This is a genomic window from Arthrobacter sp. TE12232 (assembly GCF_054062615.1).
On record NZ_JBSSFK010000001.1, the window covers coordinates 4,546,150 to 4,570,932 of the forward strand.

Below are 24,783 nucleotides of genomic sequence, written 5' to 3' on the forward strand. Positions count from 1 at the left end.
GGTTTGCCCGCAGCGTCCCCCAACGTCATTGCGTTAGCCTAACCTGTGCAGCAGACCCGCCGCTTCACGGTCGTAGTGTGAGCCCCTTCACAATGCAGCCTTCCAATCAACTTACGATGCTTATGAGCCGAGATGGAGCCGTCAGGAAGACCGCGCTGCTTGCCGTCGTTTCAGGTCCCAGGCAGTCCAGGCGATGAGGGCGGCGAAAACGGTCACTGCCAGGGCGGCCGAAACTCCCACCATGACGTCAATAGGCAGCAGATAGACCAGGACGGCCCGCGTGCTGGCTTCAGCAATCAGTCCCGCACCCCAAACGGCGGAAATCTTCAGGTGCCAGCGGCGCACCGCAGGGTTGCGGTGGAATTCCCGGTCCATTTCCCCGGCGCGCTCCGGACTCCAGGTCTTGGCTGCGTCCAAAGTCAGGGGATGTCCCAGGGCAGCCAAAACCAGGAACGAAACACCAAGGCCGCCGGTGATAGCAGAGTCCTTGAGCAGCAGAAACCGCGGGTCACCGGTAAGGAAAGAAAGGCCCAGGCCGAGTCCGAAGACGATGACCATCAGCATCGCAAACGGGTTCAGGGAATGTCCCTTGAACGCGGTCCACAACAGCCGGCAGGCAGCTGCTCCCGTCGCCGCCAGCAGTGCTGCCCAGTCCGTGGCACCGGCCAGGTGCAGGACGTAGTAGGCAGCCAGCGGTGCCCCTACGTCCCAAGCCAGACCGCGGACCAGCGCACGCGTCACCAAACCCGGACGTTCCCGTCCCGAAGCCTGCTCAGCGTTCATCGGGGTGCTCCATCCCTTTTCCGGATGCGGGCTCTTTGAACAGCACACCGGCTACAGCAGTCTTCCGAAGAAGACCGAGGACCATGCAGTCAGCAGCACGATCAGGAGCATGCCGTCCGCTCAACGACCTCCGGCCGTGACGGCATACCAAGCCTGCCCCGAGACCGGGGACCAGGCCCTTCGTTGGCCGAATTCGGTGAAGCGCCGTCACGGGGACCCCGACGAAATCGGCGATCACCGGAGCCGCCGTCTGCAGCTCCCCTCCGCTTATGACCAAGAGCTTCACCGGCCAGCAACGCCATGCTAGGTCCGAGCAGGAAGCGTCGTCAACAGGCCCGCAACCGGGTTGAATCGCCTCGGGATGCTCCTATTTCTGTCGATTCGTGGCTTGGGGTGTCCGGCTGGCTGGACTCCGGCTGGAGGGTGATCGACTGCCGCAGCAGTGAACAGCGCATCCAGCTGCTTGGGAACACCGCCATCTTCTCGCACCGGGTCGCCACGACCGTCCAGACAAGTTCCTCAGGATCCCGCGCAGTAAGTGACGAACGGGAGACCATCGTTTCCGCCCGAAGTCAGGACGGTCGTGTCCTCAGCATGAACAAGCACTTGTTGGCCTGCCCCGGCCGGTGAGGTACGAATCCTCGAGGTCGTAGTCGGTGAAGTTGCTGAAGAACGCGTCCGCGGCGCCGGGCCGGTTGGCAGGCGAGGCAAGGAGCCAGTCAATTTCTGCCGTCACCGTCTCGGCGTAGGTGCCCACAGGCTCGTAACCCAGTGCTGTGGAAGCCTGGGTGTCGAGGACCAGCGGTGGGGTGAAGTTCCAGGGGTGGGCACCCAGTTCGGGATGGTCCCCGGCCTCGAGGAGGATCTCTTCCCACTCGTGGCCGAGGTAGGCCGCGACGGTGCGGGCGATCTCCAGGCTGGTGGGCGCATCGGGATCTGCGCTGTTGAGGATCCGTTGTCCCGGGCGGGCGGCGACTGTTTCGATGAGGGCCGCGGTGTTGACGGCGGCACTCGTATGGTCGCCTCCCGCGCCAGCCGTGGCCAGGAATACTGCGGGGCGGCGGTCGAGGATGCGCTTCACGAACATCCACTCCCGCGGCACGGCTGCGCCTTCGCCATGAACCTTGGATGGGCGGATGACAGTGACGGGATGCCCGGTGTCGAGCAGCACATTTTCGGCGGCGACTTTGTTGGCGCCGTAGCCCTCGCGGGAATCGTAGCCGCCGTTCAGCGGCTTCATGGTGGGCCGGTCTTCCCGGATGGGGTGCGGGAAGCACGGCGGGACGTCCGAGTTGACGTGGTTGCCGGCGTCGTCGGTGTACACGGCTTTGCTGGACAGCATGACCGCAGACCCGACCCCGGAAAGGTGCGGGAGGAGCAGGCGGGCTTCGGCAGCTGTGTAGCAGGCGGCATCAACTAGAAGATCCGCGCCGTTTCCCAGTGCCTGCGCCAGATCGTGTCCGCTGCGCCGGTCCGATGCGAGGAACCGGGCGCCCGCAGCACGAAGAGCGGACGGCATCTTTGACGCGTCCCGGCCCGTGATGCGGACCTGCCACCCGGCCTCCAGCAAGCGGTGCGCGATGGCCCGGCCAAGCACGCCGGTGCCCCCAAGAATGACTGCCTGTTTCATTCGCACCACACTAGTGGGCCACCAGGCGGCCGCAGCGCAGTGACTTCACCCGGATTCGCCGGCGTCTCCCCGGTACGCTGAAGCTATCTGCAGCACACTTCAGCCAGGGTTGTGAACGTTTGGAACGGGGATCCCATGGCACATCCGGTGATTGCCACGAAGCTCTACGTCCCCAGGCCGCGACGTGGACTGGTGGCACGCCCGCGGCTCAGTGAGCTTCTGCGCCGCGGAGCCGAGTCGTCACTGACGTTGGTGTCCGCCCCCGCAGGGTTCGGCAAGACGACTCTCCTTGCCGGGTGGTTGGCTGAGGTATCCGGCGAAGACCATTGCGTGGCGTGGCTCTCGCTCGATCAAGCCGACAGCGAGCCTGCGGTGTTCTGGACTTATGTGGTGACCGCGCTCCAAACGGCGGTGCCCGGCGTCGGCTCTACTGCGCTCGAACTGACGGGGACGTCCCCGTTCCCCACCGAGCGTGTGCTCACTACGGTGCTGAACGAACTGGCCGCCGCCCCGGCCGCTGTCTGGCTGGTGCTGGACGACTACCACTTGGTGGACGGCCACGATGTCGGCGAAGGTATGGCCTTCCTGCTGGAGCACCTTCCGCCCCACGTGAAGGTCGTGATCAGCACGCGCGCCGACCCCTCGCTGCCGCTGTCCCGCTGGCGGGTGCGCGGCGAGCTGGTCGAGATCCGTGCCGCGGAGCTGCGCTTCACGCCGGAGGAGGCCGCCGCCTACCTCAACGGGGCGGCGGGACTGGACCTGGCAGCCGCGGATGTGGCGGCTTTGGAGGAGCGCACGGAGGGGTGGATCGCCGCGCTGCAGCTCGCCGCGCTCTCTCTGCAGGGGCGCGACGACGTCGCCGGTTTCATCGCCCGGTTCGCCGGGAACGACCGGTATGTGGTCGACTACCTTGTCGAGGAGGTGCTGCAGCATCAGCCTGAGCCGGTTCGCGGCTTCCTGCTGCAGTCCGCGGTGCTTGACCGGCTGACGGGGCCGCTCTGTGACGCCGTCACCGGCCGCGACGACGGAAGCCAGATGCTCATGGTCCTGGAGCGGGCGAACCTCTTCCTTGTCCCGCTGGACGAGCGGCGGGAATGGTACCGGTACCACCACCTCTTTGCTGACGTGCTGCGCGCCCGCCTGCTCAGCGAACGGCCTGAGCAGGTTCCCCTGCTGCATCAGCGCGCCAGCCGGTGGTTCGAGGCCAACGATCTGCCAGCTGAGGCGATCAGGCACACAATGGCCGCCGGGGACTTCGACCACGCAGCTCACCTCATGGAACTGGCTGTGCCGACGATCCGGCGCAACCGGCAGGACGCGATGCTGCTCGGCTGGCTGAGGGAACTGCCCGTCGACGCCGTCCGGCGCAGCCCGGTGCTGAGCGTCTTCTCCGGCTTCATGCTCATGGTCTCCGGAGACCTCGATCAGGTCGGCCCGCGGCTTGACGACGCGGAACGCGCGCTGGCTGCGGTACCGGCCGGGGAGGTTCCCCCTTGGGCCGATACCGAGGCGCTCCAGTCGTTGCCATCGACCATCGCCGTCTACCGCGCCTCGCTCGCGCAAGCACGGGGCGATGTGGCCGGCACGGTCGAACATGCCCGGCGCGCACTGAATCTGGCCCGCCCGGGCGACCATCTCGGGCGAGGCGCTGCCGCCGGATTCCTAGGTCTCGCCGCGTGGGCAAAGGGCGACGTAGCGGCAGCGCTGGAGACGTTCACGCAGGCCGTGGCCAGCCTCCACGCTGCCGGCAACCTGGTCGACGAGCTCAGCAGTACGGTGGTGCTGGCCGACATGTGGCTCGCGGCCGGCCGGCCGGGCAAGGCACGCCTGCTCTACCGGAGCGCGCTGCAGCGGGCCGAGGCACACGGCGAGTCCGTAGCACGGGCCACCGCCGAGCTGCACGTCGGACTGGCCGAGATCGACTGCCAGGCCGGAGACCTGGGCAGAGCCAGGCGACACCTCGACACCGCCGCAGTATTCGCCGAGCGGGCGCCGGTGACCGAAAGCCGCTATCGGTGGTTCGTGGCGATGGCGCTGATCGCCCGGGCCGAAGGAGCCCCGGAGAAGGCGGTCAATCTCCTGGACCAGGCGGAGACGCTCTACCAGCGGGGGTTCTTCCCCGATGTGCGCCCTATCGCTGCGATGAGGGCCAGGGTCTGGATCGCCCAGGGCAAGATACCGGAGGCCGACGAGTGGGCACGCGAGCGCGGCGTGTCCGCCACGGACCAGGCCAGCTATCTGCGCGAGTCCGACCACCTCACCTTGGTACGTCTGCTCATCGCGCAGCACCGTACAGACCCCGGCGGCATCGCGATCGGCCCGGCAGCCCGCCTATTGGACCGGTTGCTGGAGGCCGCTGGGGCAAGTGGCCGCGCCGGAAGCGCCATGGAGATCCGCATGCTGCAGGCCTTGGCACAGGACGCGCAGGGGCATCGGACGCAGGCCCGCGAGGCTCTCGGCCGGGCATTGGCCGAGGCACCCGAGCCAGGCGACTACGTGCGGCTCTTCCTGGACGAGGGGACCCCGATGATGGAGCTGCTGCGCGACGCCACACGCCACGGCATCGGCGGAGACCACGCCCGCCGCTTGCTCAGCTTGGGTGCGTCCGTCCAGGCGCAGTCCCCCGGCCCGGGGGAGCGCCCGCCGCCGTCGTCCGTTGTCCCTTTGAGCAAGCGGGAGCTGCAAGTGCTCAGGCTCCTCGACAGTGAGCTGAGCGGGCCGCAGATCGCCGTCGAACTGTTCATCTCGCACAACACGCTGCGCACCCACACCAAGCACATCTTCACCAAGCTCGACGTCACGGACCGCAGGGCGGCCGTCCGCCGGGCACGCGAAAGAGGCCTGCTGTAGCCGCGGCGCGCACATCTCACCCTGTCAGTCACATCGCGGGGTGACGCCCGGTCACCCCGTCCGTCCCTACATTTGAGTCATTCCGCGGCGCCCCGCCACGGAAGCCCAGAACCAGGGAGCCGGACATGTCCATCACCACCACCAAACTCACCCGCTGGGCCGGCCTTTGCGCCGTTGCGGCGGGCCTGCTGTTCATCGGCGTCCAGATCAACCACCCGCACCTGGATGCCGCCTTCGTCACCACCACCGAATGGACTGTCCGCCAAAGCCTGAAGGTCCTCATGTCCGTCCTGTCGCTCGTCGGCATCACCGGCATGTACCTGCGCCAGGTGAAGCAGACCGGAGTGCTCGGCCTGATCGGGTACACGGTGTTCGGCGTTGGTTATCTCATCATGATGAGCGTCGAAGTCATTGGTGTAGTGGTCCTTCCGGCCCTCGCCAACAGTGCACCCGGCTACGTCAACGACGTTCTCGCCGCAGCCACCGGCGGGCACCCGGCCGGCGACGTCGGCCTGATGCAGCCCCTCAGCGTGGTGTCTGGCCTCACCTACCTGGCCGGCGGACTCCTCTTCGGCATCGCACTCTTCCGCGCCAACGTCCTGGCCCGCTGGGCTGCGGCGGTCCTCGCCGGCGGCACCGTCGCAACCATCGTGATCCCACTGCTTCCGCAGATCAACGAAAGGCTGTTCGCCGTCCCCACTGGTGTCGCCCTGATCGGCCTCGGATACTCGCTGTGGCGCGATCAGCGCGCCGCAGCCGGCCGCGACCAGCTCAATTTCACCGGGGCGCCGCTCAACCCGGCTGATGTCAAGTGAGCACGCAGGGCGATGGCGGAGGCCGGGTCGCCATGACCCGGCACCCAGAACGGCCGGAGCCCACGGGCTACCGGCTCCGGGTTGACGGACACCTCGACGAGCAGTGGTCCGCCTGGTTCGGCGGCCTGGCCCTGACCCACGAAAGCGACGGCACTACAAGCCTCAGCGGTTTCGTCGCCGACCAGGCGGCCCTGTTTGGGCTGCTCATGAAGGTCCGGGACCTCGGCATCATTCTGGTCTCCGTCGAGGCCATCGGTCCGGCTAGCTCACTGCCCCGCTCCGCCGCGAACTCCCAGCGCTAGCTCCGGGCGGCGAGGATCTGCTCGCGCAGGATGTCCGCGTGACCGCAGTGCTGGGCCAGTTCCCGGAGCATGTGCAGGTAGACCCACCGCAGGGGCAGCGGACCCCGTCGGTTGCCCCGGACGAGGTCGTCAAGATCCAGCGGTGCGGCCGCCCGGCGGGAGTCCGCGCAGGCCCGGCTGTAGGCGTTCTGCAGGCTCGCGATGGTGTCGGCCGCATCGAGGATGAACGATTCGTCCGGGGTGGCCGGGATCCCGATCTCCGCCCGGGTCCGGCAGGTGATGGCCTCGTCAAACCAGACCTTCTCCACGAACGTGGCGTGCTTGACCAGCCCCAGGAGGGTGGTCCGCGAGGGAACCAGCGATGCCCGGGCCTCCTGCTCCGTGAGCCCGTCCAGGCAGTTGTGCAGCGCCGCCCGGTGCTCGTCGAGGAACGCATCGAACTGGCTCCGCAGGTCCGCGGTCAGGGTTGCCGGATCCATGCTGGGAAAAGGGCTCATGGGCCCTCATCCTAGGGCGGGACGGCCCGGTCCGGAAGTGGCGGCCCGGGCCTTTCCAAGGGGCACCGGTGCGGGGTCAGTGCCCGCGGGCGATCCATTCCTCAAGGTGCGGCGCTTCGGCGCCGATCGTCGTCGGATCTCCGTGGCCGGTGCGCACCACCGTGTCCGCCGGGAGCGGCAGGAGCCGGTGGCGGATGGAGTCGATGATGGTGGGGAAGTCGCTGAAGGACCGTCCGGTGGCCCCGGGGCCGCCCTGGAACAGCGTGTCGCCACTGAACACGGTGTGTTCAGAAACAGCGCCCTCGCCCTCGAGCAGGAAGCACACGGATCCGGGCGAATGGCCGGGCGTGTGCAGTGCCGTGAGCCTGGCCCCGGCGACGTCGAAGGTGTCGCCGTCGGCAATCGCGTGGTCCGGCCCGGTGCCGGGGAACACCTGCTCCCACAGCATCCAGTCGTCCCGGTGCAGGTACACGGGCGCGTTCACGAGCGTCCGGACGTCGCCGACGGCGCGGATGTGGTCATCGTGGCCGTGCGTGAGCAGGATCGCGGCGACCTTCCGGCCCGCGACGGCCGCGGCCACGGCAGCGGGATCGTGTGCGGGGTCGATGATGACGCATTCGGTGTCATCGCCGACGATCCACACGTTGTTATCAACGTCCCAGGTCCCGCCGTCGAGCGAGAATGTCCCGGAGGTGACCAGCCGGTCGATCCGGACGCTCACAGCTCCACCACCGAGCGCAGCACCGCGCCGGCGTGCATCTTCCCGAAGGCTTCTTCGATCTGGTCGATCGTGATCCGCTCGGTCACGAAGGCGTCCAGGTCCAGCTTGCCCTGCCGGTAGAGGCTGATGAGCATGGGGAAGTCGCGCGAGGGCAGGCAGTCGCCGTACCAGGAGGACTTGAGCGAGCCGCCGCGGCCGAACACGTCCAGCAGCGGGAGCTCCAGGGTCATGTCGGGGCTCGGGACGCCCACCAGCACCACGGTACCGGCGAGGTCACGGGCGTAGAAGGCCTGCTTGTACGTTTCCGGGCGGCCGACGGCGTCAATCACCACATCGGCGCCGAAACCGCCGGTCAGTTCGCGGATTGCTTCCACGGGGTCGACGGCGGAGGAGTCCACCGTGTGGGTGGCGCCGAGTTCCCGGGCGCGCTGAAGCTTCTTGGCGTCGATGTCGACGGCGATCACGGTGGTGGCGCCGGCGAGCGCCGCACCGGCGATGGCCGCCACGCCCACGCCGCCACAGCCGATCACGGCGACCGAATCGCCGCGCTGGACGTTCCCGGTGTTGATCGCGGCGCCGATCCCTGCCATCACGCCGCAACCGAGCAGCCCGACGGCGGCGGGGTCGGCGTCGGGATCCACCTTGGTGCACTGGCCGGCCGCCACGAGGGTCTTCTCGGCGAAGGCGCCGATGCCCAGGGCCGCGCTTAGCTCCGTGCCGTCTTCCAGCGTCATCTTCTGGGTGGCGTTGTGGGTGTTGAAGCAGTACTGGGGCTCACCGCGGCGGCAGGCCCGGCACTCGCCGCACACGGCACGCCAGTTCAGGACCACGCGGTCACCGGGAGCGACCTCGGTGACGTCCGGTCCGACGGCGCTGACAACGCCCGTGGCCTCGTGGCCGAGCAGGAAGGGGAAGTCGTCGTTGATCGCGCCCTGCTTGTAGTGCAGATCGGTGTGGCAGACGCCGCACGTGAGGATGTCCACGAGGGCCTCGCCGGGACCGGGGTCCGGCACCAGGATCGTCTCCAGGGTGACATCGGCATTCTTGGAACGGACTACTGCGCCCTTGACTTTATGGACCATGGCATAAGCTCCTCTGCTCGAATCGCGGGTTACCCGCACAACTTACCCGCAAATCTACCCGCACAGCCTGCCGGGACAACGGGGGACGGCACGGCCCGTGGGGGCCGCGCCGTCGTGATTTGGTGCTGTTTTTGGATAAAGGAAAGGCTAGGCGGCGAGCCGGCTCTTGACCTCGGCCGCGGAGGGGTTGGTCGCGGCGGTGCCGTCCGGGAACAGCACGGTGGGGACGGTGCGGTTGCCTCCGTTGAGCTGCTCCACGAGATCGGCAGTGCCTTCGACTTCCTCGATGTTGATCTCGGTGTACCCGATGCCCTGCGCGTCCAGCTGCTTCTTCAGCCGGGTGCAGTAGCCGCACCACGTGGTCGAAAACATGGTGATGGTGCCGGTTTCGGGGGTGAAATCCACGAAGTTCTCCTCAAGCTAGTGGTTGGGGCCGGCGTGAAGAGCCGGGCGCCCACGGAAGTCGTACGTCACTTCCAATAACCGTACCGCGCAGCACACTATTCCCGCACGACGGTCCGCGGTGGCATGCTGGAGGGCATGTGTGGACGCTACGTGATGGCCCGGGCCGTCGGAGACCTGCTGGCCGAGTTCGACGCTGAACTCGAACACGAGATCGCGGTCCCGCCGTCGTGGAACGTCGCCCCGACCGCGGACGTGCCCATTCTGCTCGAACGGCTCATCGACGGGAACCCGGTGCGGCAGCTGCACCTTGCGCGCTGGGGGCTGGTGCCGTCCTGGGCCAAGGACCCCGGGATCGGCTCGAAGATGATCAACGCCCGCAGCGAGAGCGTGCTGGAGAAGCCCTCGTTCCGGAAGGCCGTGCGGTCCCGGCGCTGCGCCGTCCCCGCGGACGGCTACTACGAATGGAAAGCCGGTGAGGGCCGCAGCAAGCAGCCGTACTACGTGCACCCGAGCGACGGCGGCCCGATGGTGTTCGCCGGACTGTACGAATGGTGGAAGGACCCGTCCAAGGCCGACGGCGATCCGCACCGCTGGCTGCTCTCGACATCGATCCTGACTACCGACTCGCCGCCCGAAGGCTATGCCGGCGGGATGCTGGCGGAACTGACGGCCCTGCACGACCGGGTCCCGCTGCCGATGGACCGGGCGACCATGCAGGCCTGGTTGGACCCGCACGCCGGGGACGCCGCCACCCTGGTGGACCTGGTCCGCTCGGGGGCGCACGATGTCGCCGAGGGCTGGACCATCGACGCCGTCGGCACCGCGGTCGGAAACGTGAAGAATGATTCCGCCGAACTCATCAAGCCGGTGGGCAGCCTGTTCTAGTCACAGCGTCTTCGGGTCACAGTGTCACAGTGCCGCCGTCGTCGACCTCCCAGCCGGGATTGAAGGCGACCTCCCAGCGGTAGCCGTCGGGATCGGCAAAGTACCCGGTGTAGCCGCCCCAGGACTGGGTCTTCGGCGCCGCGACGATCGTGGCTCCCGCGGACTCGGCCTCCGCCATCACCCAGTCAACTTCCGCCGCGCTGCCCAGGTTGTGGCTCAGCGTGATGCAGGGAATGCCGGCTGGCGGATCGGTGGCCGCTTCGGCCTGCATCTGACCCGCGTCCCAGAGCGAGAGGATGAGGCCGTGATTGGCCTGGATAAAGAGGACCTCGCCCCGGACTTCCCGGCGGACGGGCCAGCCCAGGCCATCCACATAGAAACTGCGGGAGGCGTCAACACTGTGGACACCCAGTGAAATTAAATCGACTCGTGGCTGCATCTTTGGATACTGTCATGAACATGTCCACAAATCACGGATACGACAAAGATGCCCAGGCCGACAAGGCACAGCTCGCAGCTGTGCGGGTGGCAGTGGATGAGGTGGATGAGCAGATCGTGGCGCTGATCGGCCGCCGGGAGCGGCTGATCCGGATCGCCGGGACCCTGAAGGCGGACAGCGCGGAGGTTCGGGCGCCGGGCCGCGTGGAGCGCGTGATCGAACACGTCAAGGCCGTCGCGGAGCAGAAAGACATCGATCCCGACATCGTCGAGAAGACCTACCGCGCCATGGTGGAGGCCTTCACCGCGCTCGAACTCGAAGTTTACAAAGCCGGCAGCTGAGGCTTCTGCTTCTTGTCGCGCCAGCGCGCCTAGAGGGCCTCTTCCACGGGCACGTTGGACTGGTAGTCCCGGCCGTCGGCGTCGCTGAACGCCGTCATGAGGTGACCCTTCGGCAGCCCCAGCACCGTGGTGAGCGGGAAATGGCCGGTAATGGTGTTGCCCGAGTGCTCGACGCCCTTGAGGTCGAAATTTTCTTCGGTGCCGTCATGGCTGAAGCAGTAGAAGGATACGGCCTCGCCGTTCATGAACTCGATCCCCATTCTTCGCTGATGGGAATGGTCCGGGGTTGCCGCCACGAGCCCCACTACATAGGCGCCCTGGCCGGGGATATTGCCGTCTATATCAAAAGTCGCCACCAAGGTTGAATCCTTGGCGGCGATGCTTACGTGCTTCAGGAGTGCGTTGTGGGAGCTCATGGCTCAATCCTGCTACCTGCACCTGCGTCCGTCCACCCCTGATCTGTCGGTGGTCTGCGGAGTAGCTCGTTCGCGGCGTGGGGATCGGCGGTGCCGTCCCCGGTCCCATTGACGTGGTCGCGTACGGCTGCCTTCCTGCGGCGTCCCGCGGCCACGATGAATAGCACGATGAATAGGGCGACGGCGATAGCTGCGGCGCCGGCGATGCCAGCCGGAGTGTTCCAGGGGCTTGCCGCCCCGTCGGCGGCTCGGGTCCCGGTCGAAGCCTGCGTCTCTTGGGGCTGGGGGCTGCCGGAGGCCGGTGCGTAGCGGGACACGGAGCCGTTGTTGGCGCCGTTGCCCGGGCTCGCCACGATGATGGTCCCGTCCGGGGCTACCGCGAGGTGGCCGGGGTTGTTCTCCGTTGGGATGGAGGGGCCCGTTGCTGTGGCGCCCGGCGTTATTACGGACAGGGCGGGGCTTAGGGCGCTGGCCACGTAGAGCGTCCCGTCTTGCCCGACGGCTGCCTCCGTGGGTCCGCCCGGGACGTAGATGGTGTAGGCCACGGTGTCGGCGCCTGGTGTGATGACAGCGACGTGATTGGAACTGATGTTGGTGACATAGATTGTCCCGTCCGGTCCGGCGGCGATCCCGTGGGGGTTCTCTGTCTTTCCGGGGGTGGAGCTGACTTGGATGGTCCGTGAGACGGTGTTCGCCCCGGGCGGGATCACCGAGACCGTCCCGCCCTCTTGGTTCGTCACGAACGCGGTGCCGTCCTTCGTCACTGCCACTTCCACCGGGCCGGCGCCGACCGTGACGGTGCGGTCCACCGTCGATGCCCTGGGCGCGATGATCGATACGGTGCGTTCGGCAGGGTTCGGAACGAAGACCGTGCCGTCGGGTCCGGCGGCGATCAGGTGGTTCCCGCGCGACACCGGAATGCTCCGGGCGACAGCCGCCGCTCCGGTAGGGATGACGCCCACCACGTCCTGACCCGTGGCGCTGTCTCGTTGGGCCACGTACAGGGTGCCGTCCGGGGCCAGCGCGATCCCGGAGACATTGTTGCCCGTGCTGATGGTGCGGGCGGGTTGGGGCGCTCCCGGCGGTATCACCCGGATGCCGCCGCCCGCGCCGTAATTTCCCACGTACGCAGTGCCGTCAGGACCAACTACCACCCCGACCGGTGTTCCGCCGACGTCGAGAACCTCCGCGGGGGCCGCCGCGGCCGGTGCCGCTCCCAGAAAAAGGACTGCTCCCACCGCGGCAGCAGTCCTCAGGCTTTGATGCTTCACTTTTTCTACCCCCATAGATGTGCCGTGCACCGCGGCGCTGCAATGCCGGTTCAAGAAGCCTACTCCGCGGTACCAGTGAGCTCTGGCCGACCCAGTCCACTGTGCCATCATGCATCCGGTGCAATGCCGCAAGGAATGGGTTTTGTCGCCACTCCGACGTAGACTGGCTTTATTCGAAGATATGTTCGAATATCGTGAATGCAGTGGCGTGAATGCAGTGGCGTGAATGCAGTGGCGTGAATGCAGTGGCGTGAAAGCGGGGACTGGGCCGGCTCCAGCCCGGACTGGGTCGGGAGGCAACGTGGGCATGTTCAGCGAGTCCGTGGATGTCGCCTGCACGCCCTCCGGGCAGCCCCTGCGGCTCGACTGGGCGGGCCGGCGCTACACGGTCTGCGCGGAACCGGTCCGCTGGTATGAACGCCGCCAGTGGTGGACGGAGGAAAGCCGGGCACCCCTCGGGAGCGGTCCGGGCCTGGTGGACCACGAGATCTGGCGGGTCCAGGTGCGTGCCGACGGGGAGGACGCGGCGGAGCCCACCCTCACCCTTGACCTGAGCCGGCACGTCAGCAGCGGCCGGTGGCGGCTCGTGCGAATCCACGACGCCCTGCAGCCCCACCGGAAGCCCGAAACAGCATGAGCTTCACCCATCTGCACGTCTCCACCGCCTTCAGCGCACACTACGGCGTCTCATGGCCGGAGGAACTGGCCGCGGCCGCAGCCGCCGACGGCGCCACCGCGCTGGCCTGCACCGACCGTGACGGGCTCTACGGAACCGTCAAGCACCTGAAGGCGTGCATGGCCGCCGGGCTGGATGCGATCGTCGGGGTGGACCTCGCGGTCTTTGACGACGACGGCGACCTCCGCACCCAGCTCGGGGGACGCGTCGTCGTGCTGGCGCACGGACACAACAACGGCGCCGGTTACCGGGCGCTGTGCCGGCTGATCTCCGACGCCCATGCCCGTACCACGGGCAAGGCGCAGGGAGCGGTTCCGGTGGCCGTCACCCGGGCCGAACTGGCCTCCCGCACCCTGGACCCGGAAACCCTGCAGCCAGTCCTGACGGTGCTGATCGGTCCGGACTCCGACGTCGGCCGTGCCATGGGCGGCCGGCGGTACCTGCGGCCCCGCACCCTGTTCAAACGCTGGCTGGACGCCATGCCCCCCGGGACGCTGGCGGCGGAGGTCGTTTCCCAGCTCAGCCCGCCCGGGGAACCGCTGAGCACCGCCCACGCGGTGCGCATGCTCAAACTCGCCGCGGAACACGGGGTGCCCGCCGTGCTGAGCAACGCCGTGCGGTATGTCGCCGAGGACGGCGCGGCCACCGCCGACGTGCTGGACTCCGCCCGGACGCTCAAATCCCTGCCCGAGCTCTCCGCCGCCCCGCTGCTGCAGCCCAACGGGCAGGGCTGGCTCAAATCGGCGGCCCGGATGCTCGAACTGGCCAAGGAGATCATCCACGCCGCCGGGTACGGCACGGCGGACCTCAAACGGCTCCTCGCCCAGACCGAGGCGCTTGCGGACCGCTGCCGCATGGACCCCGTGGCCGACATGGGTTGGAAGCAGCCCGTGGTCCCGGAAGCGTCCGTGATCGGGATCGCCGGCGACGCGCTCGCAGAGCTGACCCTGCGCTGTGAGGCCGGCATCGGCCGCCGCTTCCCGGGAATCTCCGGGCAGCGGGAACAGCAGATGCGGACCCGGCTGAAACACGAGCTCCGGATCATCGACTCACTGGGCTTCGCCTCCTACTTCCTGACCGTCGCCGAAGTCTCACGGATGATCCTGGCCATGGGCGTCCGGGCGGCCGCCCGCGGTTCGGGCGCCTCCAGCCTGGTCAACTACCTGATCGACATCAGCCAGGTGAACCCGCTCCAGCACGACCTCATCTTTGAACGCTTCCTCTCCCGTGACCGCGCCACGCTGCCCGACATCGACATCGACGTCGAAAGCGCCGAACGGCACAACGTCTACCGGAAGATCTTTGAGCGCTTCGGAGCCGAACGCGTCACGCTGATGAGCATGCAAAACGGCTACCGCGCTCGCGGTGCCGTGCGGGACGCCGGCCTGGCTCTGGGCATGGACGACGGCGAGGTCGGGGAAATCGCCAAGCAGCTGTGGCGGTTCTCGGCCCGGCACTTCCGCGAAGCCCTCGTGGAGAAACCCGAACTGAAGGAATTCGCCGACCGGGTGGAGCAGCGCGGCTTCAGCGAAAACCAGCAGCTGGACCTGCTGGTGGACCTCACGGAACGGCTGGACCGGCTGCCCCGCCACATCTCCATGCACCCGTGCGGCGTCATCCTCGGCGACGCCACCCTGCTGGACCGCACCCCCGTGCAGCCCAGCGGCCTGGGCCTGCCCATGAGCCAGTTCGACAAGCACGACATGGACCCCATGGGCATGCTCAAACTCGATGTCCTGGGCGTCCGGATGCAGAGCGCCATGGCCTTCGCCGTCCGGGAGGTTATCCGGCTCCACCCCTCCAAGGCCGAGGTAGTGGCCGCCGGCGCACATCAGGCCGGTCCGGACGGGACGGGCCCGGATTACATTGCCGAGGACGGGCACATCGACCTCAACGCGGTCCCGCTCGATGACGAACCGACCTTTGAACTGATCCGCAGCACCCACACCCTGGGCTGTTTCCAGATCGAATCCCCGGGCCAGCGCGAACTGATCGGCAAGATGGCACCCCGGGAATTCAACGATCTCATCATTGACATCTCGCTGTTCCGCCCCGGCCCGATGAAATCCGACATGGTCCGGCCCTTCCTGGAGCACCGGCACGGGTTCGCCCCCGAGGTCTACCCGCACCCCGACCTCAAGCCGGTCCTCAAGGAGACCCACGGGGTCACCGTCTTCCACGAACAAATCCTCAAAACCTTCGACGTCATGACCGGATGCGGGCTGGCGCGCGCCGACGAATTCCGCCGGGCGCTGGGCAACGACGTCCTGGAGGCCAAGGTGGAGGAGTTCTTCCGGAAGGAGGCGCGGGCCCGGAACTACAGCCCGGAGGTGGTGGACAAGGTCTGGGGCACGCTGAAGGCCTTTGGCAGCTTCGGGTTCTGCAAGGCCCACGGAGCCGCCTTCGCCGTGCCCACCTACCAGTCGGCCTGGCTCAAGGCGCACCACCCGGAGGCCTTCCTGGCCGGGCTCTGGGAGCACGACCCCGGCATGTACCCCAAACGCCTGCTCGTGGCCGAGGCGCGCCGGCTGGGCATCCCCATCCTTCCCCTCGACATCAACCGGAGCCAGGCCGAGTACCGGGTGGAACGGGTGGAATCCGGGCCGGACCGGGGCAAGCTGGGCATCCGGCTGAGCCTGAACGGCATCTTCGGGCTCTCCGCCGCCGAGCTGAAGCGGATTGTGGCCGGCCAGCCCTACGATTCCCTGGCGGACCTGCGCGCCCGGTCGCGGCTGAGCAGGCCGAGTATCCAGCGCCTGGCCCAGCTGGGCGCCTTCGACACCCTGCACCGGGCGTCCGGGGGAGCGGCGAACCGCGCGGATCTGGTCCAGCACCTGCAAAAGCTCCAGGCCCGCCCGCACCGGAAGGGCGTGGAGGTCATTGAGGGCCAGCTGGCGTTGCCGCTGGGTGACGTGGAGCTGAAGAACCTCAAGGCGGTGCTGCCCGCGCCCAGCATGGTGGACAACGTGCGGGCGGAACTGGACCTCATGGCCGTGGATGTCAGCGAGCACCTCATGACCAGCCACCGTCCGCTGTTGGGCCGGCTCGGCGTCACCACCGCGGACAAGTTGCTGGGACTGCGCAACGGCACGGAGGTGCTGGTCGCCGGGGTGCGGGTGGCCACCCAGACCCCGCCCATGCGCGGCGGCCGCCGGGTGGTGTTCATCAGCGTCGACGACGGCACGGGCTGCGTGGATTCGGTCTTCTTCCACGAGGCGCAGGAACAGTCCGGGTCCTTGCTGTTCGGGACCCGTTTGCTGCTGATCCGAGGCACCACCCGCCGGACCGGGCCACGGGGGATCAGCATCAGCGCCTCCATGGCCTGGGACCTCAGCCGCCCCGAAACCCTGCCGTTTCCGGTAGCGGCGCCGGGCGCCCCCGCCTATCCCGGGCCGGAGCTGCCCGTTCCCCTGCCCGGCCCCCTGGACGGGATCAGCAGGAACCTCGCCATTACCGGGCTGGGCGGCTGACCGGCCAGCGGCGCCGCCGCAATAGCGCTGCGCCTGCGGCGCCGCCGCACCCGTGGCGCGTTGGTTGGCCTCTGGAGAAACCGATAGCATGGACGAGGCTGGCTGTGGTCCCCGTACGCCACAAGCTACGAAGCCTTAACTTTGAATAGGAGACACCCGTGTCAGATGCCCAGCAGATCACCCTTCTCGTCGACGGCGAAGAGACCAAGGTGACTACCGGGACCACCGGCGCGGAACTCTTCTTTGAGCGCCGCGATGTTGTTGTGGCCCGCGTCAACGGCGAGTTGAAGGACCTGGACCAGCCCCTTCCCGAGCACGCCACGGTCGAGGCCATCACCATTGATTCCCCGGACGGGCTCAACGTCCTGCGCCACTCCACGGCCCACGTCATGGCCCAGGCCGTGCAGCAGCTGCGCCCCGACGCGAAGCTCGGCATCGGCCCCTACATCACTGACGGCTTCTACTTCGACTTCGACGTCGCGGAACCGTTCACCCCGGAGGACCTGAAGGCCCTGGAAAAGATGATGCAGAAGATCATCAACCAGAACCAGAAGTTCGTGCGCCGCGTCGTCACCGAGGACGAGGCCCGCGAGGCGATGAAGGACGAGCCCTACAAGCTTGAGCTCCTGGGCAAGAAGAACGACGCCGCCGACGCCGGCGAGGGCGTCAACGTCGAGGTGGGCGCCGGCGACCTCACCATCTACGACAACGTGGACCGCAAGAGCGGCGACAGCATCTGGTGCGATCTGTGCCGCGGCCCGCACCTGCCGAACACCAAGCTGATCTCCAACGCCTTCGCCCTGACCCGGTCCTCGGCCGCCTACTGGCTGGGCAACCAGAACAACCAGCAGCTGCAGCGCATCTACGGCACCGCCTGGCCCACCAAGGATGCGCTCAAGGCCTACCAGGAGCGCATCGCCGAGGCCGAGCGCCGCGACCACCGCAAACTCGGCGCGGAACTGGACCTGTTCTCCTTCCCGGACGAGCTCGGCTCCGGCCTGCCGGTCTTCCACCCCAAGGGCGGCATCATCCGCAAGGCCATGGAGGACTACTCCCGGCAGCGCCACGTCGACGCCGGCTACGAGTTCGTCTACACCCCCCACATCACCAAGGGCCACCTGTACGAGGTCTCCGGCCACCTGGACTGGTACCGCGAAGGCATGTTCCCGGCCATGCACATCGACGCGGAACTGAACGAGGACGGCACGGTCCGCAAGCCGGGCCAGGACTACTACCTCAAGCCGATGAACTGCCCGATGCACAACCTGATCTTCCGGTCCCGGGGGCGCTCGTACCGCGAACTGCCGCTGCGGCTCTTCGAGTTCGGCTCGGTCTACCGTTACGAGAAGTCCGGCGTGGTCCACGGACTGACCCGCGTTCGGGGCATGACCCAGGACGACGCCCACATCTACTGCACCCGCGAGCAGATGAAGGACGAGCTCACCACCACGCTGAACTTCGTCCTCGGGCTGCTCAAGGACTACGGCCTGGATGACTTCTACCTCGAACTCTCCACCAAGAACCCGGACAAGTTTGTCGGCGACGACGCCACGTGGGAGGAAGCCACCCGCACCCTCGCCGAGGTGGCCGAAGCCTCCGGCCTGGAGCTGGTCCCGGATCCGGGCGGAGCCGCGTTCTACGGCCCCAAGATCTCGGTCCAGGCCAAGGACGCGCTCGGCCGCACCTGGCAGATGTCCACCATCCAGCTGGACTTCAACCTGCCCGAACGCTTCGAGCTCGAGTTCCAGGCCGCCGACGGCACCCGCCAGCGGCCCGTGATGATCCACCGCGCCCTGTTCGGCTCGGTGGAGCGCTTCATGGGCGTGCTGACCGAGCACTACGCCGGAGCCTTCCCGGCCTGGCTGGCTCCCGTGCAGGTGGTGGGCATCCCGGTGGCGGAGGCCTTCAACGACTACATGTTCGACGTCGTCGGTCAGCTCAAGGCAGCCGGCATCCGCGCCGAGGTGGACATTTCCTCGGACCGCTTCCCGAAGAAGATCCGCACGGCCAGCAAGGACAAGATCCCGTTCGTGCTGATCGCCGGCGGAGACGACGCCGAGGCGGGAGCGGTGTCCTTCCGCTTCCGTGACGGCAGCCAGGACAACGGCGTGCCCGTCGCCGAAGCCGTCCAGCGGATCGTCGACGCTGTCCGCAACCGGACCAGCTAGGCAGACGGAAGGGCAGCGCGTGCAGGAATCCACAGGGGCCGGGCCGGAGTATCCGGGCGACCACGCCGTGACGGACGACTTCGGCCTGGCCGGGGTCCCGGACGCTTTCCAGCGTCTGTGGACCCCGCACCGGATGGCGTACATCAAGGGGGGCCAGCACCAGTTCAAGAACGTGGACGACTGCCCGTTCTGTGTCGCGCCCGAGCGGGAGGACGAGGACTCCCTGATCGTGTACCGGGGACGGACCAGCTACGTGGTGCTGAACCTCTTCCCGTACAACCCGGGTCACCTGCTGATATGCCCGTACCGGCACATCCCCGATTACACCGATCTCACGGTCGAGGAAACGGCGGAATTCGCCGAGTTGACCCAGACGGCCATGCGGGTGTTGCGTAAGGTCGCCAACCCCACCGGCTTCAATCTGGGCATGAACCAGGGCGTCACCGGCGGGGCGGGTATCGCCGGCCACCTGCACCAGCATGTGGTGCCGCGCTGGGGCGGGGACGGGAATTTCTTCCCCATCATTGCCCAGACCAAGGCGATCACGCAGACGCTCGGCGAGGTTCGCCAGCAGGTGGCCGACGCCTGGCCGCAGGAAATGCCCGCGGAACAAGAGGCAGCCGGGGAGCAGGATGCTTAACAGGCACGCGCGCGGGTTCTTCACCGCGCTGTTTTCTCCGGTGGCCCGCTGGCTGCTGAAGATCGGCGTCTCCCCGGACGCCGTGACCGTGGTGGGCACGCTGGGTGTGGTGGTCGGCGCGCTCGTGTTCTACCCGCTCGGGCAGCTCTTCTGGGGAACCCTGTTCATCACGGCCTTCATTTTCTCCGACGTCATCGACGGCATCATGGCCCGGATGCAGCACCGCGGCGGCCGGTGGGGCAACTTCCTGGACTCCACCCTGGACCGTGTGGCCGACGGCGCCCTGTTCGCCGGCGTCGCCGTCTGGTTCTTCACGGGAGGCGCCAATCCGCCGATCGCCATTGCCGCCGTCGTCTGCCTCGTGCTGGGCATGGTGGTCTCCTACGCCCGGGCCAAGGCCGAAGCCCTGGGTTTTCACGCCAATGTCGGCATTGCCGAGCGCGCCGAGCGGCTCGTGTCCGTGCTGGTGGTCACGGGACTCACCGGCCTGGGCCTGCCCACCGCGGTGCTTTTCGTGACCCTGTGTCTCCTTGCGACGGCGAGCCTGGTCACCGTGGTCCAGCGCATCATGACCGTCCACCGCCAGTCGTTGGAGGAACCGGACGGCACTGCCTCCGAACGCGCCGCCTGAGCAGGTCATGCGGCGTCCCGGCAGACCCGCGGAATTCCCGGTCCCGCGCGCATTTGCGCTGCTGTAACCAGAATTCTGCCGCGCCCCGGCCGGGGGCTAGTATTAGCTTTACCGGCCAATGGATCCGGTAATCCGGTGTGTGCGAGGCACGTCATGAACGTGCCGTCCGCGCCCCGGCGAGGTCATCTATCTACCCATAGGGGTTTTTGTGTCTACACCTGATGTAAGCAGCGAAGCCGGCGCGTCCGCGAAGAACGTCACGGGCAGCAGCCGCGTCAAGCGCGGCATGGCGGAGATGCTCAAGGGCGGCGTCATCATGGACGTCGTCAACGCCGAGCAGGCCCGCATCGCCGAAGACGCCGGTGCCGTGGCCGTGATGGCGCTGGAACGTGTTCCGGCCGATATCCGTGCCCAGGGCGGCGTGTCCCGCATGTCCGACCCGGACATGATCGACAAGATCATTGCGGCCGTATCCGTGCCGGTCATGGCCAAGGCCCGGATCGGGCACTTCGTCGAGGCACAGGTCCTGCAGTCCCTGGGCGTGGACTACATCGACGAGTCCGAGGTCCTGACCCCGGCCGACTACACCAACCACATCGACAAGTGGAAGTTCACGGTTCCCTTCGTGTGCGGTGCGACCAACCTCGGTGAGGCGCTGCGCCGCATTAACGAGGGTGCGGCGATGATCCGCTCCAAGGGTGAAGCCGGCACCGGGGACGTCTCCAACGCCACGACGCACATGCGCCAGATCCGCGCCGAGATCCTCAAGCTCGCATCCCTGCCCGAGGACGAGCTCTACGTCGCGGCCAAGGAACTGCAGGCCCCGTACGAACTGGTCAAGGAAGTCGCCGCGACCGGCAAGCTCCCGGTGGTCCTGTTCACCGCCGGCGGCATCGCCACCCCGGCCGACGCGGCGATGATGATGCAGCTCGGCGCCGACGGCGTGTTCGTCGGCTCCGGCATCTTCAAGTCCGGCAACCCGGCCCAGCGTGCCGCCGCCGTCGTGAAGGCCACCACCTTCTACGACGACCCGGACGAGATCGCCAAGGCCTCCCGCGGCCTGGGCGAGGCCATGGTCGGCATCAACGTCGACGAGATCCCGCAGCCCCACCGCCTCGCAGAGCGCGGCTGGTAGCGTTCGACTGCTTCTCCACAGACTCGGCGCCGAGGCGCCTCGTCAATGGAGCCTCTGCAGCCTCTCTTATTAAGCCAAGAGAGTCGGGTGCGATTGTCGCCTGAGTAATAACCCCGACGCCGGCCCGTCACCTTTCCAGGTGGCGGGCCGGCGTCGTTCTTTAACCCCATCGGTTGCTCCGCAAACGCCCTTTAGCGCCTCCAAAAGGGCGCCTGTGGAGCAACCGATGAATGGTTAGTCGAGGCCGCGGCGCTTCAGCAGCGGTTCGAGGTCCGCGTCCCGGCCGCGGAAGGCACGGAATGACTCCAGCGGGTCCCGGCTGTTGCCGCGGGAGAGAAGCTCCGCCCGGAAAAAGTTGCCGTTGTCGCGGCTGAGGCCGCCATGTTCCTTGAACCACTCCACGGTGTCGGCGTCCAGGACTTCGCTCCAGATGTAGGAGTAGTAGCCGGCGGCATACCAGCCGCCGGCGAAAATGTGCTGGAAGTAGCCGGTCCGGTAGCGCGGCGGGATCAGGCTGTGCGCGATGCCCGCCGCGGCGAGGGCCTTGGCTTCGAATTCCACGGCATCCTCGGGGATGTCGGAGCCGTCCAGGACATGCCACGCCAGGTCCAGCAGGGCCGCGCCGAGGTATTCCGTGGTGCCGAAGCCCTCGCCCCAGAGCTGCGCGGCGTTGAGTTTGTCCACGGTTTCCTGCGGCAGGGCCTCGCCGGTCGCATGGTGGCGTGCATAGTTGGCCAGGACCTCGGGCCACATGATCCACATTTCGTTGACCTGCGACGGGTATTCCACGAAGTCCCGCGGCACGTTCGTACCGGAGAACCGCGGATAGGTGACGGCGGAGAACAGGCCGTGGAGGGCGTGGCCGAACTCGTGGAACGTGGTGCGGAGCTCGTCCGGCGTCAGCAGAGTGGGCTCGCCGGCCGGCGGCTTGGAGATATTGAGGTTGTTGATCACCACCGGGCGGGTGTTCAACAGTCCGGACTGCTCCACGAGGGAGTTCATCCACGCGCCTCCGCGCTTCGTGTCCCGCGTGTAGTAGTCGCCCAGGAACAGGCCCAGGTCCGTGCCGTCGGAATTCTTGACCTCCCAGACCCGCACGTCCGGGTGATAGCCGGCGAGGTCGTCGCGTTCGTGGAAGGTGACACCGTACAAGGCGTTCGCCGCGAAGAACACGCCATCATTCAGGACCCGGTCCAGTTCGAAGTACGGACGCAGGGCCTGCTCGTCCACGGCGTACCTCTCGCGCTTGACCTTGGCCGAGTAGTACGCCCAGTCCCAGGCCTCGAGCGGGTGTCCGGCGGCCTCGGCCAGCGCCTCGGCCTCCGCGTCGGCATTGCGGACGGCGGCAGGGGCCAGCCGGCTCATCATGTCCTGCACGGCCCGAAAGTCCGGTGCCGTCTGCCGGTCCACCGTCAGCTCGGCGAAGTTGGCGAACCCCAGAAGGCTCGCCTTCTCGGCGCGGAGCCGGACCATGTCCTTGACCAGGTCGAGCACATCGAAGCTGCCGCCGTCGCTGCCGCGGCCGATCGAGGCCTCGTAGAGCCGCCGGCGGACATCCCGGTTCGAAAGGGCGGCCATGGCGGGCTGGTTGCTGGGCTGGATCAGCGTCAGCAGGAACTTGCCCTCGTGCCCGGCGGTCCGCGCGGCCTCGGCGGCGCTGGCGATGTCGTCGTCGGGCAGGCCGGTGAGGTCGGCGGCGTCATCCAGCAGCAGGGCAGCAGACTTCATGCCTTCCTTGACGCGCTGCCCGAACTCGGTGCCCAGCCTGGCAAGCTCGGCGTTGACGGCCTTGAGCCGCTCCTGGCCGGCGTCGTCGAGCTGGATGCCCGAAGCGCGGAACTCCTTGAAGTATTCCTCCACGAGCCGGGCGGACTCCGCGTCCAGGGCGGTCGTGTCCAGCGCCGCGAAGCGTTCGTAGAGCCCACGGTTGAGGTACACCGCATCCTGGTGGGCGGAGAAGAGCGGGGAGAGGCGGGTCTCGAGATCGCGGATGGCATCTGAGGCGTGCGCGGAAACCAGCGTGAAGAACGAGGCGGCCGCCCGTTCCAGGAGCCGACCGGAACGTTCCATGGCCAAGGCGGTGTTCTCGAAAGACGGGGCCGCCGGGTCGGACACGATGGCCTCGATCTCGGCGAGATGCTCGGCCAGTCCGGCCTCAACGGCCTCGGCGTAGTGCGCGTCTTGGATCTGCGCGAAAGGCGGCAGGCCGTAGGGCAGGGTGCTGGGGCTCAGGAGGGGATTGGTCATGAAGCGACTCTTTCATGCAGGACGCGGGTTCTCAACGATCTTTTCAGTGTGTTGTGATTCCGCCCACCGTAGGATGGCCGGCATGGGGAACATCAGTGCCGGTCTGCGCGGCCGGATCGTTGCCGCTGCCTCAGCCGTTGTCTCAGCCGTTGGCCTGGCGGTGTTGTTGGCATCCTGCGGACTCGTCGCCGGACCGGGCGAACCAAGTCCGTCGTCGGCTACCAGCAGTACCGGGGAAGCGGCAGAGGGCGCCGGGCCGCCGTCGGGCACGCCTACGCTGGCGCCGACGCCGACGCCGACGCCTACGCCTACGCCGACGCCGGGGAGGGGTCCCGGCTGTGCGGCCGTCCGCTGCACCTCCGTCCTGGTCACCGGGGACATGCTGGTACACCCCCAGCTCTGGCAGCAGGCCCGAGAGGACGCCCGCGCGTCCGGTGCGGCGGGGCTGGACTTCGGGCCGTTGCTGGAAGGCCAGCGGCGCTACATCGAGCAGAGCGACGTGGCGATCTGCCATCTGGAGACCCCGGTGGCGGGCCCGGACGGACCATTCTCCGGGTATCCCTCCTTCAACGTACCGCCGCAGATTATCCACGCCGTGCGGGGTGTGGGCTATCAGGCGTGCACGACGGCCAGCAACCACACGGTTGACCGCGGCACCGCTGGCCTCGTCCGCACCCTGGACGCCCTCGACGCCGCCGGGCTGCGCCACACGGGCTCATACCGGACCGAGGCGGAGTCGCAGGGAGTGCTGATCCTGCAGACTCCAGCGGCCAAAATCGCCGTCGTCGATGCCACGTACGGCCTCAACGGGCTGCGTGCCGAGCAGTCCTGGCAGGTCGACCTGCTCGATCCGGCCGCAATGATATCCAAGGCGCGCAGGGCCCGGGTATTGGGCGCGGACATCGTGCTAGGGGTCATGCACGCCGGCGATGAGTACTCCAGTGAGCCGAACGCCCAGCAGCGGGAGGTCGCCCATACGCTTGTGGACAGCGGACAGTTCAGCATGATCTACGGTCACCACAGCCATTCGGTGCTGCCGATCGAGAAGTACAAAGGCACGTGGATTGTGTACGGGCTCGGCAACGGCATCACGGAACTCTCGCCGTCGTTCGTGGTTAACAACGAGGGCCTGTTGGTCCGGGTGCAGTTCAGCCAGGACGCGGCGGGGGCCTGGGCTGCCTCGGACCTGGCCTGGGCGCCGTCGGTGGTAGTCCGCGGACCCTACCGCTGGTGTTCGGTGGCTGCCGACGCGCCGCAGGGCCGTTGCGCAGGCACGGCGGCGGACGCCGCCACGCGCCGGCGCACCACGGCAGTGGTGGAGTCGATGGGCGCCGCGGCGGCGGGCGCTCACGAGCTTATTCTTTCCCGGAAGCCCTAAG

Annotated in this window: 22 protein-coding genes; 12 read left to right on the plus strand and 10 right to left on the minus strand. The window is 67.6% G+C overall.

Annotated elements, in window-relative coordinates; translation table 11 throughout:
• Window positions 1-141: 141 nt before the first annotated feature.
• Entirely contained in the window at window positions 142-783 is a 642-nt protein-coding gene (locus ACVWZ7_RS20345) for a VC0807 family protein (RefSeq protein ID WP_116767961.1), read from the minus strand.
• A 589-nt stretch (window positions 784-1,372) separates the two neighbouring features.
• Window positions 1,373-2,413, minus strand: coding sequence for an NAD-dependent epimerase/dehydratase family protein (locus ACVWZ7_RS20350; RefSeq protein WP_456508936.1), 1,041 nt, complete (start codon window positions 2,411-2,413; stop codon window positions 1,373-1,375).
• Window positions 2,414-2,548: 135 nt separating this feature from the next.
• On the opposite strand from ACVWZ7_RS20350, the gene ACVWZ7_RS20355 reads away from it, so the two are divergent.
• The 3 genes from ACVWZ7_RS20355 to ACVWZ7_RS20365 all read left to right on the plus strand — a co-directional run bounded on the left by ACVWZ7_RS20355 (window position 2,549) and on the right by ACVWZ7_RS20365 (window position 6,380).
• Window positions 2,549-5,263, plus strand: a complete 2,715-nt coding sequence (locus tag ACVWZ7_RS20355) for a LuxR C-terminal-related transcriptional regulator (RefSeq protein WP_456508937.1) — start codon at window positions 2,549-2,551, stop codon at window positions 5,261-5,263.
• A gap of 125 nt (window positions 5,264-5,388) precedes the next feature.
• The gene (locus ACVWZ7_RS20360) at window positions 5,389-6,078 is read left to right on the plus strand and encodes a hypothetical protein (RefSeq protein ID WP_116767964.1); all 690 of its coding nucleotides are present in this window, start codon (window positions 5,389-5,391) and stop codon (window positions 6,076-6,078) included.
• 32 nt (window positions 6,079-6,110) lie between these two features.
• A complete protein-coding gene (locus ACVWZ7_RS20365; protein WP_456508938.1) occupies window positions 6,111-6,380 on the plus strand; it encodes a hypothetical protein in 270 nt (89 codons plus the stop codon).
• Here the strand turns inward: ACVWZ7_RS20365 and ACVWZ7_RS20370 are convergent.
• The 4 genes from ACVWZ7_RS20370 to ACVWZ7_RS20385 all read right to left on the minus strand — a co-directional run bounded on the left by ACVWZ7_RS20370 (window position 6,377) and on the right by ACVWZ7_RS20385 (window position 9,085).
• The gene (locus ACVWZ7_RS20370; protein ID WP_456508939.1) at window positions 6,377-6,877 is read right to left on the minus strand and encodes a DinB family protein; all 501 of its coding nucleotides are present in this window, start codon (window positions 6,875-6,877) and stop codon (window positions 6,377-6,379) included. The genes ACVWZ7_RS20365 and ACVWZ7_RS20370 overlap by 4 nt on opposite strands.
• A 76-nt stretch (window positions 6,878-6,953) precedes the next feature.
• Window positions 6,954-7,598, minus strand: a complete 645-nt coding sequence (locus ACVWZ7_RS20375) for an MBL fold metallo-hydrolase (protein WP_456508940.1) — start codon at window positions 7,596-7,598, stop codon at window positions 6,954-6,956.
• Window positions 7,595-8,680, minus strand: coding sequence for an S-(hydroxymethyl)mycothiol dehydrogenase (locus tag ACVWZ7_RS20380; RefSeq protein ID WP_456508941.1), 1,086 nt, complete (start codon window positions 8,678-8,680; stop codon window positions 7,595-7,597). Before ACVWZ7_RS20380 ends, ACVWZ7_RS20375 begins: the two co-directional genes overlap by 4 nt.
• A gap of 147 nt (window positions 8,681-8,827) precedes the next feature.
• Entirely contained in the window at window positions 8,828-9,085 is a 258-nt protein-coding gene (locus ACVWZ7_RS20385) for a mycoredoxin (protein WP_091252308.1), read from the minus strand.
• Between the two features lie 135 nt (window positions 9,086-9,220).
• On the opposite strand from ACVWZ7_RS20385, the gene ACVWZ7_RS20390 reads away from it, so the two are divergent.
• The gene (locus ACVWZ7_RS20390) at window positions 9,221-9,970 is read left to right on the plus strand and encodes an SOS response-associated peptidase (RefSeq protein WP_456508942.1); all 750 of its coding nucleotides are present in this window, start codon (window positions 9,221-9,223) and stop codon (window positions 9,968-9,970) included.
• A 16-nt stretch (window positions 9,971-9,986) separates the two neighbouring features.
• Here the strand turns inward: ACVWZ7_RS20390 and ACVWZ7_RS20395 are convergent, their stop codons facing one another.
• Complete coding sequence (locus tag ACVWZ7_RS20395; protein WP_116767969.1) at window positions 9,987-10,409, minus strand: VOC family protein; 423 nt, start codon at window positions 10,407-10,409, stop codon at window positions 9,987-9,989.
• Window positions 10,410-10,423: 14 nt separating this feature from the next.
• Between ACVWZ7_RS20395 and ACVWZ7_RS20400 the strand changes: the two genes are divergently transcribed.
• Complete coding sequence (locus ACVWZ7_RS20400; RefSeq protein WP_091252314.1) at window positions 10,424-10,750, plus strand: chorismate mutase; 327 nt, start codon at window positions 10,424-10,426, stop codon at window positions 10,748-10,750.
• 29 nt (window positions 10,751-10,779) lie between these two features.
• On the opposite strand, the gene ACVWZ7_RS20405 is transcribed toward ACVWZ7_RS20400, so the two are convergent.
• Both ACVWZ7_RS20405 and ACVWZ7_RS20410 read right to left on the minus strand, forming a co-directional pair.
• Window positions 10,780-11,166: a hypothetical protein gene (locus ACVWZ7_RS20405; RefSeq protein WP_091252316.1), complete on the minus strand. Its 387-nt coding sequence runs from the start codon at window positions 11,164-11,166 to the stop codon at window positions 10,780-10,782.
• Window positions 11,163-12,437, minus strand: a complete 1,275-nt coding sequence (locus ACVWZ7_RS20410) for a Vgb family protein (RefSeq protein WP_456508943.1) — start codon at window positions 12,435-12,437, stop codon at window positions 11,163-11,165. Before ACVWZ7_RS20410 ends, ACVWZ7_RS20405 begins: the two co-directional genes overlap by 4 nt.
• 301 nt (window positions 12,438-12,738) lie before the next feature.
• Between ACVWZ7_RS20410 and ACVWZ7_RS20415 the strand changes: the two genes are divergently transcribed.
• The 6 genes from ACVWZ7_RS20415 (at window position 12,739) to pdxS (ending at window position 21,157) form a co-directional block, all read left to right on the plus strand.
• The gene (locus ACVWZ7_RS20415) at window positions 12,739-13,074 is read left to right on the plus strand and encodes a DUF6504 family protein (RefSeq protein ID WP_456508944.1); all 336 of its coding nucleotides are present in this window, start codon (window positions 12,739-12,741) and stop codon (window positions 13,072-13,074) included.
• Entirely contained in the window at window positions 13,071-16,583 is a 3,513-nt protein-coding gene (locus ACVWZ7_RS20420) for a DNA polymerase III subunit alpha (RefSeq protein WP_456508945.1), read from the plus strand. Before ACVWZ7_RS20415 ends, ACVWZ7_RS20420 begins: the two co-directional genes overlap by 4 nt.
• Window positions 16,584-16,741: 158 nt before the next feature.
• The gene (thrS, locus tag ACVWZ7_RS20425) at window positions 16,742-18,751 is read left to right on the plus strand and encodes a threonine--tRNA ligase (protein ID WP_116767972.1); all 2,010 of its coding nucleotides are present in this window, start codon (window positions 16,742-16,744) and stop codon (window positions 18,749-18,751) included.
• 19 nt (window positions 18,752-18,770) lie between these two features.
• Complete coding sequence (locus ACVWZ7_RS20430) at window positions 18,771-19,391, plus strand: HIT family protein (RefSeq protein WP_091252325.1); 621 nt, start codon at window positions 18,771-18,773, stop codon at window positions 19,389-19,391.
• Window positions 19,384-20,022, plus strand: a complete 639-nt coding sequence (gene pgsA / locus ACVWZ7_RS20435; RefSeq protein ID WP_456508946.1) for a phosphatidylinositol phosphate synthase — start codon at window positions 19,384-19,386, stop codon at window positions 20,020-20,022. Before ACVWZ7_RS20430 ends, pgsA begins: the two co-directional genes overlap by 8 nt.
• 208 nt (window positions 20,023-20,230) lie before the next feature.
• Window positions 20,231-21,157 carry a pyridoxal 5'-phosphate synthase lyase subunit PdxS gene (gene pdxS, locus ACVWZ7_RS20440; RefSeq protein WP_116767974.1) on the plus strand — a complete coding sequence of 309 codons (927 nt, stop codon included), beginning with the start codon at window positions 20,231-20,233 and terminating at the stop codon, window positions 21,155-21,157.
• Window positions 21,158-21,391: 234 nt separating this feature from the next.
• Here the strand turns inward: pdxS and ACVWZ7_RS20445 are convergent, their stop codons facing one another.
• Window positions 21,392-23,404, minus strand: a complete 2,013-nt coding sequence (locus tag ACVWZ7_RS20445; RefSeq protein WP_456508947.1) for a M3 family metallopeptidase — start codon at window positions 23,402-23,404, stop codon at window positions 21,392-21,394.
• A gap of 73 nt (window positions 23,405-23,477) precedes the next feature.
• Between ACVWZ7_RS20445 and ACVWZ7_RS20450 the strand changes: the two genes are divergently transcribed.
• Entirely contained in the window at window positions 23,478-24,782 is a 1,305-nt protein-coding gene (locus ACVWZ7_RS20450) for a CapA family protein (protein WP_456508948.1), read from the plus strand.
• The last annotated feature ends 1 nt before the right edge of the window (window position 24,783 follow it).